Annotated in this window: 15 protein-coding genes; 8 read left to right on the top strand and 7 right to left on the bottom strand. The window is 39.6% G+C overall.

What is annotated here, in order from left to right; genetic code table 11:
* Window positions 1–62 precede the first annotated feature (62 nt).
* From DET49_RS10795 to DET49_RS10785, 3 genes are read left to right on the top strand one after another with little or no spacing between them, the layout of a single operon-like run.
* Window positions 63–1433: an MATE family efflux transporter gene (locus tag DET49_RS10795; protein WP_133548117.1), complete on the top strand. Its 1371-nt coding sequence runs from the start codon at window positions 63–65 to the stop codon at window positions 1431–1433.
* 2 nt (window positions 1434–1435) lie between these two features.
* A complete protein-coding gene (locus DET49_RS10790) occupies window positions 1436–1666 on the top strand; it encodes a hypothetical protein (protein WP_133548116.1) in 231 nt (76 codons plus the stop codon).
* On the top strand, window positions 1666–2235 hold the full coding sequence (locus DET49_RS10785) for a phosphatase PAP2 family protein (protein WP_133548115.1): 570 nt from the start codon (window positions 1666–1668) through the stop codon (window positions 2233–2235). The genes DET49_RS10790 and DET49_RS10785 overlap by 1 nt, the downstream gene beginning before the upstream one ends.
* On the opposite strand, the gene meaB is transcribed toward DET49_RS10785, so the two are convergent.
* On the bottom strand, window positions 2232–3320 hold the full coding sequence (gene meaB / locus DET49_RS10780; RefSeq protein WP_133548114.1) for a methylmalonyl Co-A mutase-associated GTPase MeaB: 1089 nt from the start codon (window positions 3318–3320) through the stop codon (window positions 2232–2234). The two genes, DET49_RS10785 and meaB, sit on opposite strands and share 4 nt — an antisense overlap.
* A 95-nt stretch (window positions 3321–3415) precedes the next feature.
* Here meaB and DET49_RS10775 point away from each other — a divergent pair, with 95 nt between their 5' ends.
* A complete protein-coding gene (locus DET49_RS10775) occupies window positions 3416–3847 on the top strand; it encodes an organic hydroperoxide resistance protein (RefSeq protein WP_133548113.1) in 432 nt (143 codons plus the stop codon).
* 141 nt (window positions 3848–3988) lie between these two features.
* Here DET49_RS10775 and DET49_RS10770 read toward each other — a convergent pair whose 3' ends face one another.
* The gene (locus DET49_RS10770; protein WP_133548112.1) at window positions 3989–4579 is read right to left on the bottom strand and encodes a DUF2911 domain-containing protein; all 591 of its coding nucleotides are present in this window, start codon (window positions 4577–4579) and stop codon (window positions 3989–3991) included.
* A 241-nt stretch (window positions 4580–4820) separates the two neighbouring features.
* On the opposite strand from DET49_RS10770, the gene DET49_RS10765 reads away from it, so the two are divergent.
* The 4 genes from DET49_RS10765 to DET49_RS10750 are packed head-to-tail and all read left to right on the top strand — an operon-like array spanning window position 4821 to window position 8103.
* Window positions 4821–5366: an RNA polymerase sigma factor gene (locus DET49_RS10765; RefSeq protein ID WP_133548111.1), complete on the top strand. Its 546-nt coding sequence runs from the start codon at window positions 4821–4823 to the stop codon at window positions 5364–5366.
* The gene (locus tag DET49_RS10760; RefSeq protein WP_133548110.1) at window positions 5350–5967 is read left to right on the top strand and encodes a hypothetical protein; all 618 of its coding nucleotides are present in this window, start codon (window positions 5350–5352) and stop codon (window positions 5965–5967) included. Before DET49_RS10765 ends, DET49_RS10760 begins: the two co-directional genes overlap by 17 nt.
* Window positions 5957–7345, top strand: a complete 1389-nt coding sequence (locus DET49_RS10755) for a hypothetical protein (RefSeq protein WP_243729608.1) — start codon at window positions 5957–5959, stop codon at window positions 7343–7345. Before DET49_RS10760 ends, DET49_RS10755 begins: the two co-directional genes overlap by 11 nt.
* 56 nt (window positions 7346–7401) lie before the next feature.
* Complete coding sequence (locus DET49_RS10750; protein WP_133548108.1) at window positions 7402–8103, top strand: peptidoglycan DD-metalloendopeptidase family protein; 702 nt, start codon at window positions 7402–7404, stop codon at window positions 8101–8103.
* Here the strand turns inward: DET49_RS10750 and DET49_RS10745 are convergent, their stop codons facing one another.
* From DET49_RS10745 to DET49_RS10725, 5 genes are all read right to left on the bottom strand, one after another.
* Window positions 8104–8580 carry a DUF4199 domain-containing protein gene (locus DET49_RS10745; protein WP_133548107.1) on the bottom strand — a complete coding sequence of 159 codons (477 nt, stop codon included), beginning with the start codon at window positions 8578–8580 and terminating at the stop codon, window positions 8104–8106. It abuts the gene before it with no gap.
* A gap of 125 nt (window positions 8581–8705) precedes the next feature.
* Entirely contained in the window at window positions 8706–12065 is a 3360-nt protein-coding gene (gene secA / locus DET49_RS10740) for a preprotein translocase subunit SecA (RefSeq protein WP_133548106.1), read from the bottom strand.
* Between the two features lie 88 nt (window positions 12066–12153).
* On the bottom strand, window positions 12154–12375 hold the full coding sequence (locus DET49_RS10735) for a DUF2795 domain-containing protein (RefSeq protein WP_008272287.1): 222 nt from the start codon (window positions 12373–12375) through the stop codon (window positions 12154–12156).
* Between the two features lie 147 nt (window positions 12376–12522).
* Window positions 12523–13095, bottom strand: coding sequence for a cob(I)yrinic acid a,c-diamide adenosyltransferase (locus DET49_RS10730; protein ID WP_133548105.1), 573 nt, complete (start codon window positions 13093–13095; stop codon window positions 12523–12525).
* A 450-nt stretch (window positions 13096–13545) separates the two neighbouring features.
* On the bottom strand, window positions 13546–14325 hold the full coding sequence (locus DET49_RS10725) for a hypothetical protein (protein ID WP_133548104.1): 780 nt from the start codon (window positions 14323–14325) through the stop codon (window positions 13546–13548).
* Window positions 14326–14388 lie beyond the last annotated feature (63 nt).

Below are 14388 nucleotides of genomic sequence, written 5' to 3'. Positions count from 1 at the left end.
TTTATTCCATTTAAATTTTAGGGCGGCAAAATCCTGCTATCTTTGCCGCCAAAATTTATGTTTTGCAACTAAGCGCCTACACCAAAGAATTCGGTAAAAACCTACATATCGCCTTCCCCGTAATGCTCGGGCAGTTGGGGCATGTGATGGTAGGCTTAGTAGATAACCTAATGATTGGTCAACTGGGCCCGGCACCACTTGCTGCGGTTTCTTTAGGGAATTCACTTGTATTTATAGCACTTTCCCTGGGAATTGGGTTTTCATTTGCCATAACGCCTTTAATTGCTGAGGCCGATGGGGCACAGGATATCAATAAAGGCCGAAGCTATTTTCATCACGGGGTTATCTTGTGTACCATAAATGGAATTCTTCTTTTCTTAACCCTGCTGGTGGCAAAACCTGTTTTGTATTATTTAGATCAGCCACCAGAGGTGGTGGAACTGGCCATTCCATATCTAAATATTGTGGCGTTTTCCATGATTCCACTGATGATTTTCCAGGCTTTTAAACAGTTTGCTGATGGTCTTTCGCAGACCAAATATGCCATGTATGCTACCTTAATAGCCAACGTGGTCAATGTGATTTTTAATTACCTTCTTATCTATGGGATTTGGTTCTTTCCAAGGTTAGAACTGGAAGGTGCCGCTATCGGTACATTGATTTCTCGTTTCTTTATGTTGTGGTTTGTGTGGGAGATTTTAAGACGTAAAAAGAAATTTACGGAATATTTTAAATGGGGTAAAAAGGAATCCTTAAATGCTGAAGTTTTTAAAAGATTACTAAGCCTTGGTTTTCCAACCGCACTTCAGATGTTGTTTGAGGTAGGTATTTTTACCGCTACGGTATTTCTTGCCGGTTTACTCGGGACAAACCCACAGGCAGCCAACCAAATAGCCCTGAATCTTGCTTCTATGACCTTTATGATTGCAGTTGGCCTTGGGGTTACCGCAACTATTAGGGTGGGAAACCAAAAGGGGCTGGCAAATTTTAAAAATTTGCGACGGGTGGCCCTGTCAACTTTTCTGTTGGTTTTTTTAATTGAAGCAGTATTTGCGTTGGGTTTTATTCTACTTAAGAGTTGGCTTCCCACATTTTATATAGATAATGCGGAAGTAATTATCCTGGCGTCCCAGTTGCTCGTAGTTGCCGCGTTATTTCAGTTGAGTGATGGGTTGCAGGTTGTTATTCTCGGTGCTTTAAGAGGCCTTCAGGATGTGAAGATTCCCACAGTAATCTGTTTTATAGCTTACTGGATTATCGGCTTCCCGGTTTCCTGGTATTATGGAAAGGCCGAAAATTTAGGGAGTATGGGAATTTGGTTAGGCCTCTTGGCAGGACTCTCTGCTTCGGCATTAATGTTGTACATTCGATTTAACTATTTATCAAAAAAACTTATTTTGCAAGAAGCTAATCTTGTTCAATCAAAAATATAATTATGGATTTCCCTAAATTTCTTCTCGGTGATAATACCGATTATCCAACGGCAATTTTCGTAGTGCATACCGAATTTCCACGCTTTATAATCAACTTGGAAAACGATGAAATAGAATGGCTGGAAGAATTTGACCAGCACGATGAAGAAGAACTCGAAAATGAAACTGAAAACCTTATCAAGGAAGCTTCCGAATTTTATGATAGGGAAATAGCAAGATACGAAGAGGATTAATGGAAAAATTAATAGAATTAGATCATCGATTATTTATTTGGCTCAATAATCTGGGAAGCGAATCCTGGGATTGGATTTGGCTACTGATTACTTATAAATGGACAGCGCTCCCTTTATATGCGTTACTTTTATTTCTGATCTTCAAGAAATTTGGATGGAAACCCAGCCTGATTACTGTAGTATTTATCACCTTATTAATCACCGCAACAGATCAATTGGGCAATGTGTTTAAAGATGGTTTTGAACGCCTAAGGCCATGCCGGCAGGAAGGTGTGATGGAATACGCTCGTTTTGTTGCTGTTCGCTGTGGCACTTACGGCTTCTTTTCAGCCCATGCTTCCAATTCGATGGGGGTAGCCGTTTTCCTGGGTTTATTATTTAGAAAAGTATATCCGAAAATGATGATTTGGCTGGTCTTTTGGGCCTTATTGGTTGCCTATAGCCGGGTATATCTTGGTGTTCATTATCCGGGTGATATCATAGTGGGAATGCTAGTGGGAGCATTGATAGGCTTTATTTTCTATAAACTTCACCAATGGGTTCAGAAAGAAGTGTTCAAAAAAACCTAATCCAGTTTTTCATATTTTTCCAGTAAGAGATCAGCTGCGGCAAAAGCAGTGATTTTATTGCTTTCAATCGCTTTTAACTGGATTTCCAGTTCTTTTTTCATCACCGGATTTCTATAGAAACTGTTTTTAAGGTGTTCGTTTATAGTTTGTAAAAGCCAGAACTTATTCTGTTCTTTCCTATTTTTCTGAAAATATCCGTTTTCTTTTACATTTTTTTGAAATTCAGCAATAAGTTCCCAAACACTTTCAATCCCTGTTTGCTGTAAAGCACTACAAAGGGCAACCTTGGGTTTCCAGCCACTTTCTTTTGATGGATATAACTGTAGGGCACGATTAAACTCTGATTTGGCTTCGCGAGCCGCCTTTAAATTATCCCCATCGGCCTTATTGATCACTATGGCATCTGCCATCTCAATAATTCCACGTTTGATACCTTGCAACTCGTCTCCGGCACCGGCCAGTTTTAGCAATAGGAAGAAATCGGTCATACTGTGAACCGTGGTTTCACTTTGACCAACACCAACGGTTTCAATGAGAACGATATCAAATCCTGCAGCTTCACAAAGAATGATGCTTTCTCGGGTTTTTTTTGCCACCCCGCCAAGTGAAGTTCCGGAAGCCGAGGGGCGGATAAAAGCATTTTCTTCTTTTACCAGGTTTTCCATTCTTGTCTTATCGCCTAAAATACTCCCAGAAGAAACGCTACTACTGGGATCTACCGCTAATACAGCAACTTTTTTACCCTGCCTGATTAAGTAGGAGCCAAAACTTTCTATAAAAGTACTCTTCCCGACACCTGGCACCCCGGTAATTCCAATTCTGATCGATTTCTGGCTATAGGGCAGCGCACTTTCCAAAAGCTGTTGCGCTTTTTGCTGGTGTGTAAACTGATTGCTTTCCACTAAAGTTATCGCACGTCCAAGAGCGGTTTTGTTACCTTCCAACAATTGCTGAAGTAAATCTTCTTCTAAAAATTTACGCTTTCTGGATGCTCTTATTTTTTGAGCCGATTTGGGATTAACATTGCCTGCAACCGGTCTGCTGCCAGATTCATTTAATGCCGATTTGTGTTTATTTTCGCTCAAGCTAAGGTTATTTATGACAAATTTATGAATTCGATCTTTGTGAGCCTTGTTTTTGCTTGGTATATTCAGGCCTAATAAATATAACTTAAATAACGATGAAAAATTTGTATAAAACAACAGTTACTACCCATGGAACCAGAAATGGTCACGCCAAAAGTGAAGATGGAATCCTCGATTTAAAGTTGAGTATGCCTAAATCTATGGGGGGTGAAGGTGGAGATTTCACTAATCCTGAGCAATTGTTTGGTGCAGGCTATTCTGCTTGTTTTGGGGGAGCTTTAGTGCAGGCGGCTAAAGAGCACAATATCAAATTAGGGGAAGAACTAAGTGTAAGTGCAGAGGTAAAACTGGGTCTAACCGATAATAAAGAATTACAATTAGCGGTGGTCCTGGATTGCTTTCTGCCGGGAGTAGATGTAGAAACAGGGGAAAAAATTATTAATGATGCTCACGAGATTTGTCCTTATTCCAGAGCGACCAGAGATAATATAGATGTAACTCTTAATCTTTTAGTAGACGAGGATTAAATCGACTTTAAAAAGAATTGGTTTCCCACTAGCAAAATGAACTCAATTAGATGTTATTGAACTATTTCACAGATTTGGATCTTATCCAGAAATGGCGCTAGTAAAAAAAATCAAAAGAGCGGCTTTATAGCCATTAAAACCTCACAGCTTTGAAACCTGTGGGGTTTTTAATTTTTCTTCTGGTTTTATGGGAACACTTACCAGGGTTTGGTCCCAGGCCAGGTTTAAATTTACAAATTCATTTTTCTCATTAAAAAAAATGGTAAATTGTTCTAATGTTTTGCTCAAATCTTTGGTAGGGACTTCCAGTGTAAGTGCGTCGAATTCCGGTTCTCGGTAGGCCTTTTCATCAAGATCGATTCCCCAGGGATACATTTTTTCATTAAAAATCACCTTCCATGAATCTTTCATAGGGATGGTCCACAGCGTGTATTGACCTGCTTTTAAAAGAGAACCATCTACCATAATATCCTTGTTGGTAGAAAAGGTAGTCGCCTCGTTGGCTCCGGTTCGCCAGACTTCATTAAAAGGAACTAGGTTGCCGAAGATCACCCGTTCCTTTTTATATGGCCTGTTATAAAAAACTTCCAGTCTTAGCTCTCCCTCTGTAAAGCTTACCGTGTCCTCAGGGCTATGGGCTTTGGTGCTATAGCGAGTTATAAAAAGCACTACCACAGCCAGTACGATAAGTATACCGCCAAGTTTTAAAAAGGTTTTAACCGGTCTTTTCATTATTATTTTAATTTTTTAATAGCTGTTCAAAAAGCGTGCAAACTTCATCTTAAACAAAAAAAGGAAAAAAATGTATTTTCAACAAGAAATTAGCAAAAGCTTGCAACATTGGTAAAATGGCTTCGTCTTTATAATGAAACCAAGTTGGAATAAGCCGTATCTTTTCAATAAGAACGAAAATAATTGGCTATTTGTTTCCAGTATATTTAACCCCACACAGTGGGTGAAACCAACCATCAAAATGATACAGCATCAATTAATCGAAGCCTGTAAAAACAACGATCGCAGAGCTCAGCTGAAGCTCTACAATCAGTATAGTCAGGGAATGCATTACGTGGCATTACGTTTTTTAAAAGACCCATATGAAGCGGAGGATGCAATGCAGGAAGCCTTTATAAAAGCCTTTTCAAAACTCCAGCAGTTTACAGGAGAGGTAAGCTTTGGCGCCTGGCTTAAACGAATTGTTATCAATAAATGTATTGATAAACTGAAATCCAAGAAGCTGGAATTAATCGCTATAAACGAGCAGGTATTGAGCACTGCGGAAGAAGACGACAATTGGCAGGTAGAAGATGAAATTGGGATGGCAGAGGTGAAGCAGTGCATGGAAAGGCTGCCGGAAAAATATAAATATCCCCTGATGCTGTTTTTAATGGAAGGTTATGATCATCAGGAAATATCAGATATATTAAATATAAGTCCGGTAGCCTCGCGGACGCTGGTACACAGGGGTAAGAAAAAATTGCAAGAAGAATTAAAGACTATAAAAAATGGCACAGGATATTAGAGAAATGTTCAAAAATGAGAAAGAGCCTCAACCAAATACGTTACCTAAGGGGCATCAAAAACGATTTGAAGAACGCTTAGATAAAAAATTGTCCCGGAAAAAGCGAAACAATACCTTCTTTTTCCTAAAGATTGCGGCAGTTTTGATTGTAAGCTTCGGCATAGGATTTTTTTATCTGAATTCAGGTGAAAATAATTTTAACAAGGAACCTTCGATGGCAGACACTCCTGCTAAGGTTTTAGATCAAAAAGAGAATAAATTAAAACTCAATGAGGATAATTTTCAGCTAAGTGAGATTTCTCCTGAATACAAAAAAATTGAAGATTATTATATGGCGAGTCTTAATATTGAACTATCTAAAATCAATATTACTTCAGAGAACAAAGCTCTTATCGATTCTTTTATGCACCAGATGTCTGAACTGGATAAAGAATACCAGCGCCTTAATCTGGAAATTAAAGAAACAGGGCCTAATGAAGAAACTTTAGAAGCGCTGATCGCTAACCTTCAGCTCAGGCTGGAGCTCTTGTACAAGCTTAAAAACAAATTAAAAGAAATCAATCAATCAAAAGACAATCAATATGAGGACTATGAGGTATAATTTAATGTTTGCGCTGCTCGTTTGCCTTCCGGCAATGCTTGGCGCACAAAGTAAAAAACTGGAGAAAACCTATAAGACTTCCAGTGATGTGGAAGTGAACATCGATGCCAGTCACACCAATATAATAGTAGATTATTGGGACAGGAATGAAGTGCAAATAGAGGCTGTTTTAGAAACCCAGCAGGTTGAGAAAGAAAAAATGCAGGAGTTACTCGATAGTTGGAAGCTGAGTACTTCAGGAAATACTTCCCGGGTAACAGTTACTTCAGGGGGTGCCATGCAATGGAGTGGCGATGTAGATCTTAGCGGACTAGAAAAACCACTTAGTAATCTTCCCCAGATGTTGGAGCCGTTAATGAATGATTTGGTTACTCCGCTGATTGCCAGTATGGGTGAGACCATGGGGGCGCCGCTTCCACCGGAATTCAGTGAAAAGATGGGGAACATCAAATTCGATTACCAAGCCTACGAAAAGGACGGAGATAAATACCTTGCGAAATTCGAGAAACAAATTGAAGCTAATTTCGGCGAAGATTTTGAAAAATCTATGGAAGAATGGGCTAGTCAGTTTGAGAAAAATGCTGAAAACTGGGAGAAGAATTTCGAGATGAAGATGGAGATAAACGAGGAAGAGTTTGAGAAATCTATGGAAAAATGGGCAGAGAGCTTTGGAAAAGATATGGAGGCCTGGGGAGAATCCTTTGGTGCACAAATGGAAGCCCGGTTTGGGGATCTAGAGCATGGAAAACCCAATATAATTGGTATGAATAATGCTAAGGCTAAAAAGACCATAAAATTAAAAGTACCAAACAATGCCAATCTTAACCTAGATATCCGCCACGGAAATGTGAAACTCTCGGGAACTACCCAAAGCCTGCGTGCTGATCTCTCACATAGTAAACTTACTGCTGATAGGTTAATTGGTAAAAACACCAGTGTAGAGGCTGCATATACGCCAGTGCATATCAATTTCTGGTCTTATGGAGTTATGGACGCCAAATATGTGCAAGACTTCAAAATCAATAAGGTTAAGAGTATTAAGCTGAGCTCGAATTCCAGTAATGTACATATTGGCGAACTCGAAGATACGGGGATTCTTTCAGGAAATTTTGGGGAATTAAATATTGAGACTGTAGCTCCAAATTTTAAAAATCTGGATATCAACCTGGAGAACAGCGATTTGAAACTGGGTCTGCCTTCCTCAGCATTTGATTTTATCTATAGCGGTACACAAAGCGATATTAAGCATCCCAAGGCTTTAAATTTAACTTCCACGGAATCTTATGATAACAGGAAGCTAAGTGGTTATCATAAAACCAAAGATTCAGGTGGGAACATAAGTATTAAAGCTAATTTTAGTGATGTCTTGTTAAATTAGATTTCAAGGTGTAATTTTAGCGATTCTTAAACGGCAAACCGTTTCAATTATCGCTTATGGGAACAACTAATTTTTCTGAATTTCTATCGCAACTAACAACTGGATTTACCCAGGTACTGGACGTGAATTTGAAGGCAGAAGATTATATCGTAATAGATTTATCTGAGAATAATGTTGAGCTCGGGAAAGTTGATATTTCTTCTTCCCGGGCTTTTTCCAATTATATTGCTGATTATTTAAATGCCTTTGGCAAAAAGGTCGCTTTTGGCGGCTATTCCGAAGTTCGCAAACTCTACAATAGAAGTGAGCTTTTCAAGGCTTCCAAGGACCAGCAGGATGATAGGAATATTCATTTGGGACTCGATTTTTGGGCTGATGCCCATACCGATGTTTTAGCTGTTTTGGAAGGTAAGATTCACAGTTTTAACGATAATTCTAATTTTGGCGATTATGGGCCAACAATAATTTTGGAACATCGGTTTCAGGAAAAGAAATTCTATTCTCTATACGGACATTTAAGTAAAGCTTCCTTGAACGGTATGGTGCCGGGGTCCATGGTAAAAAAAGGGGAAAAGATTGCCGAACTTGGCAGACCGGAAGAAAACGGCGATTACGCACCACATTTACATTTTCAGATCATTGAGGACCTGGTAGAGAAAATTGGCGATTTCCCGGGGGTGACCTCAAGAAGAGACCTGGATTTTTATTTACAAAATTGTCCCGATCCTAATTACCTGCTGAAACTAAGAAACTTCTGATTATTTTCTTTTTAAAATTAAGGCCACAATGGCTGAGGTGACCACACCCATCATTAAAGCACCAGCAATGGCCTGGATAATGTAGGAATTTAAGCTAAAGTAGGCCTGGGCTTCCTGGCGCTCCATCCTTTCCGTAGTTACTGCAAATTCAATGGCATTCTCAAAGTATTTAGGCGAAATAAGATAATGGGTAAATAATTGACCAACTGGAGAAAGTAAGGCGATCACAGTGGTTAGAATAATTCCGGAGATGAACCCCTGGGTCCAGGTCATTTTTCCGTGGAAAAAATTCTTCCTTTTGTCATGAATAGCCAACAGGTAAATCGCTATGGCGATAAGACCGAAAAAATTGGTGTAGATAGCGTGCTTGCTGATAAGTACATCATGCCAGCCCATCAGTTTTTCAAAGTACATCCAAAGTAAGGAGGCAGCGAAGAAGATAACTCCCCACTTTATTTCTATCTGGTAGTTTTTCATTTTTTTGACCCGTTGGTTGAACGGCTAATTTACTCAAAAAAATAGAGGCAATAAGAAAGGACTATCCAAAAGCTCCGGTATTGTGGAATTTAGATAGTCCTTTTCTATAAGAAATTGAAATTCAGTTATTGGTTAACCACGACCCATTCTCCTTTTTCAATAAGAGGAATGGCCTGTTTGTATTTCAGGGTTTTATTTTCACCACTCATCACATTTTTAATGGTAACCTTATCATTACGACCAATTTTCGGCTGGTCCCTGGTAATGGTTTCCGTAACCTGCGGGCGACGCTGCTGCTGGGTATTCCCTGCAGCACGGCTTTGAGCAGCCCTTTCATCAATATTAGGAATTTCTTCCTTCTGGGTTTCTACTTTCTCCTTTCTGCGTTGTCTGGCTTCTTGAATACTGGAAACATTGCCTTCTGGAATTTCCCCTTTGAAAAGAAAAGAGATTACATCCCGATTCACCTGATCCAGCATTGCTTTAAATAATTCAAAAGCTTCAAATTTATAGATCAATAAAGGATCTTTTTGCTCGTGCACGGCCAGCTGAACACTCTGTTTCAACTCGTCCATTTTACGAAGGTGGGTTTTCCAGGCATCATCAATAATGGCCAGACTTATATTTTTCTCGAAATCTTTAACCAGTTGCACGCCTTCTGTTTGATAGGCCTTTTCAAGATTGGTTACTACCTGAAGGGTTTTTTGCCCATCAGAGAAGGGAACTGAAATCCTCTCAAAGTTATTCTTTTGGTCCTCATACACCTGTTTAATTACAGGGAAAGCTTTGGAAGCACTGTGCTTCATTTTTTCCTGGTAATGCTGGTAGGCTTCCTTATAAACAATTCCGGAGATTTTTTGTACGCCCATTTTCTCAAACTCTTCTTCTGAAACAGGGGCGCTCATAGAGAAATACCTGATCAGTTCGAATTCAAAATTTTTATAATCCTGGGCAACTTTATTATTTTCTGTAATGGCTTCAGCGGTGTCAAAAATCATATTGGCGATATCGACTTTAAGCCTGTCCCCAAATAAAGCATGGTATCTACGTTTGTATATGACTTCCCGCTGGGCATTCATAACATCATCATATTCCAGCAAACGTTTCCTGATTCCGAAGTTATTTTCCTCTACTTTTTTCTGGGCTCGCTCTATTGATTTTGAGATCATGGAATGTTGAATTACTTCACCTTCTTCCAGCCCCATCTTATCCATTAATTTCGCGATTCTTTCAGAACCGAATAAACGCATCAGATTGTCTTCAAGCGAGACGTAGAACTGAGAGCTTCCCGGATCTCCCTGACGACCTGCACGACCTCTTAACTGCCGGTCTACACGACGTGAATCGTGGCGTTCTGTACCTACAATTGCCAAACCACCTGCAGCTTTAACTTCTTTACTCAATTTGATATCTGTACCACGGCCCGCCATATTGGTAGCAATGGTCACAATACCTGATTTACCGGCTTCAGCCACAATATCGGCCTCTCTTTTATGTAATTTCGCGTTAAGCACGTTATGGGGTACATTCCTTAATTTCAGCATTCTGGAAAGCAACTCTGAGATCTCCACGGAGGTTGTACCAATAAGAACTGGTCGACCGGCATTGGAAAGATCGGTAACATGATCTATAACCGCGTTGTATTTTTCTCGTTTGGTTTTATAAACCAAATCGTCCTTGTCGTTTCTTGCAATGGGTCGGTTGGTAGGAATTTCTACCACATCCAATTCATAAATCTCCCAGAATTCTCCCGCTTCAGTTACCGCAGTACCAGTCATACCAGATAACTTACCGTACATTCTGAAGTAATTCTGAAGCGTTACGGTAGCAAAGGTTTGGGTGGCATCCTCAATTTTCACATTTTCCTTGGCTTCAATGGCCTGGTGTAATCCATCGCTATAACGACGCCCATCCATAATACGGCCTGTCTGCTCGTCTACAATTTTTACTTTATTATCCATCACCACATATTCGTCATCTTTTTCGAATAGGGTATAGGCTTTAAGTAATTGACGTAGGGTGTGAATACGCTCACTTTTTACGCTGTAATCACGAAAAAGTTCCTCTTTTTTCTCAGCCTCTTCTTCCTTGGAGAGTCCTTCTTTTTCAATTTTGGCGATTTCCATTCCCATCTCTGGCATCACAAAGAAATCGGAATCCCCTTCCGCCGAAAGGAATTCAATACCTTTATCGGTCAGGTCTATTTGGTTGCTTTTTTCTTCAATGGTGAAATAAAGATCCGCGTCTACCTTTGGCATTTCACGGTTGTTGTCCTGCATATAATGATTTTCGGTCTTCTGCAGTAATTGTTTTATACCTTCTTCACTTAAGAATTTAATTAAAGCTTTATTCTTTGGAAGCCCGCGGTAAACCCTGAGCAGTAGAAATGCACCGTCCTTGGTGTTTCCTTCTTTGATGAGTTTTTTAGCTTCAGCCAGGACTTTGGTAAGATGCTTTCTTTGTAATTCAACAATATTCGAAATAGCAGGTTTAAGCTCATTAAATTCGTGAACATCTCCTTTTGGAATTGGTCCTGAAATGATTAGCGGGGTACGCGCATCATCAATCAACACGGAATCTACCTCATCTACAATGGCGAAATTATGCGGCCGCTGTACTAAATCATTTGGGGCATGAGACATATTATCACGCAAATAGTCGAATCCAAATTCATTGTTGGTTCCGTAGGTAATATCCGCATTGTAAGCCTTTCTTCTTGCGGCAGAATTAGGCCTGTGATAATCTATACAATCCACACTCAAACCGTGAAACTCGAAAATAGGCGCCATCCATGCGCTATCCCTTTTAGCAAGGTAATCATTGACCGTTACAAGGTGTACGCCGTTCCCCGTAAGGGCATTGAGGTACATGGGCAAGGTGGCCACAAGGGTCTTACCTTCACCGGTCTGCATCTCTGCAATTTTACCCTGGTGCATGGCTACACCACCAATGAGCTGCACATCATAATGGATCATATCCCAGGTTACCGGTTTTCCGGCAGCATCCCAGGAGTTATCCCATATGGCATGATCTCCTTCAAGATTTACATAATCTTTTTCCGCTGAAATCTCCCGGTCAAATTCTGATGCGGTTACTTTTAACTGCTTGTTATGGAAAAAGCGTTTCGCAGTTTCTTTTACAGTAGCAAAGGCTTCGGGTAGAATATCGTTTAGAACCCCTTCGGATATTTCGTAAGACTTGGACTTCAATGCATCAATTTCAGCATAAATATCTTCCTTTCGGGTAATATCTTCACTAGAATCGGCCTCAGCCTCCAGTTCATCAATTTGTTTGTTTATATCTTTTAAAGCTTCAGCGATCTTGGCTTTGAAACTTGAGGTTTTCGCCCTAAGTTCATCTATAGATAGTGCTTCAAACTCACCTTCCAGCGCCTTTATCTTTTCAACTATAGGTTGTATTTCCTTGACGTCTTTTTTTGATTTATCGCCAACAAATACTTTCAATACAGAATTTAAAAAACTCATAATAGTTTTTGTTTAATACGGGGTTCAAATGTACGCAAAAAAAAAGCCTCACTTTGGAGACTTTTTTCTATTTTTTGCGCGTTGTTATTTAATATTCATCCTCATTCCAAAGATAATCTTCGTCAGTTGGATAATCAGGCCAAATTTCCTCAATAGAATCATACGAGTCTCCTTCATCTTCAATTGCCTGCAGGTTTTCTACTACTTCTAAAGGAGCACCTGTTCTAATAGCATAGTCAATTAACTCGTCTTTAGTTGCTGGCCAGGGTGCATCGCTTAAATAAGATGCTAATTCTAAAGTCCAATACATGGGTTGATCAGGTTTATTATTTTTGCAAAAATAAATTTTTTGTGGTAATAGCCAAGAAAAAAATCTATTATTTAATCAATAATGTTAAGAACATACGCTAGAATTATATTTTCACTAAATAATCCTTGCTTCAGCTTTTTGAAGAAATTAAGATTTTTCCGGAATCCATTTCACTTCTTCGGCCTTTAATCTTTTAGACAACATCCGTGCCAGCACAAATAGATAGTCAGAAAGTCTATTCAGGTATTGCAACACGCTTTGATCAAAAGCTTCTATTTCATATAAAGCGGTGGCAAGTCGCTCTGCGCGGCGACACACACAACGGGCTATGTGACAGAATGACACGCTTTGGTGCCCCCCGGGAAGTATGAAATGGGTCATCTCAGGTAGCTTCTCATTCATGGAATCCATTTCTTTTTCCAGCAGTTCGATATCTTCTTTAGAAATTTTGGGGATTTGAAGCCGGTCTTTTCCATTTTTTAATTTTTGTTTTTCGGGATCCGTGGCCAGGGTAGAACCTATGGTAAAAAGTCTATCCTGAATCCTGCTTAAAATTTGTTTGGTATGGGCCCCGGTGTCCTGGTCACGAATTAACCCGATATGTGAATTAAGCTCGTCTACTGTACCGTAACTCTCTATGCGAATATGGTGTTTGGGAACCCGGGTACCTCCAAAAAGGGAGGTGGATCCTTTATCACCAGTCTTGGTATAAATTTTCATAATAATGTTTTCTTTTTTCTACCAGTTGACCTGAATAATTCATAACTGGGAAATTTGCATTTCAAAGGTACGAAACGAAGAATTAAGCAATAGCGCTGTTGTAAACGAAAATCAGGTGCTGGTGTTCGTTTTTTCATCTTTGCGGCGTTCCATATAACGCCTTCTGAAATTTCTGTTTTTCCGTGCTTTTCGATTCTTTTTAGCCCTGCGGGAATTCCAGATGAAATAAATTAAAAATGCTGCTATGAGCGCGAAGTAAATCCAGGTTTCCTGGTCAAACTCAAACATGATAGGTTGTTAATTTTTTACAAGATAAGAAATTCTATCTTTTGGGGATAAAATAGCATCTGAAAAAATGAGGCCAGGCCTGGATGAAATTAAAACAGGCCTGGCAGGTTGGTTATTAATAATTTTAATAAGTTGAAGGGGCCAAAAGTATTTTCATCTTGATCAATCCTTTGTAGCGGTTGTCACCTGTGGTCCTATACCACTAAGATCCTGGTTATAAACCCATAACTCTTGAGAGGCACCCTTGGTGGTATCCATCCATTCCTGGAGAAAAGTATCGAAAGCTCCTTCCCCGTAAACCTCATTGTATTTTTCTTTGAGTTGTATGTCCTTTGCCAGCCAGGAAAATTCATCAAAGAAATAAACTACTGATAAGTCCTGTCCCGATTTGGTAGAAGAAAACTCATTGGTGTAAATTCCAAAGGGCATTTCCGGTAATTTTTCCTTTAAGACTTTGGATACTTTATCCAATCCCTTTAACATTGCCTGATATTCTCCTCTTTCAATATCCCAAACGCTAACTTTGAGTTTGCTCATTTCAAAACCTGGCGGAAAATGGGAAAGCCTGTGGTGGAATTTCCAAAAATTTGTCTCATTCTCTTCAGCTATATAAGGGACCACGTTATTGATCCAGTCCGTATCGTGGGCCTGTTGGTTTAGCTCGGGTTCATCTAATGCGCTCCATGGCATGGGGCCCATAACTGCCATAAAACTATTCGCATTTTGGCCGTTTAAGATATTGAAAATTCGAACGCCCATCGCCCCCTGATCATGGAATTGTTGGTTGTGATTTTTCATTCCTTCAGAAAACTCTTTCATTTTATCGCTTTTAGCTGAAAAAACGGTGGTGCCCACAATAAGATATTCCTCATGGCTATCCTGCTCGTTCTGGGAGAATACTAAAAATGGAATTAGCATCATCCAATAGAAAATTGATTTCATAAGCTGTTTAATTAAGTGTTAGTAATGCAGCTATGATAGATGAAGGGTATAATAAATAGGTGT

Source organism: Salegentibacter sp. 24 (assembly GCF_004362395.1).
Taxonomy (GTDB): Bacteria; Bacteroidota; Bacteroidia; order Flavobacteriales; family Flavobacteriaceae; genus Salegentibacter.
Note: the sequence above shows the minus strand (reverse complement) of the source record. Positions and strands in the feature narration are given on the sequence as shown.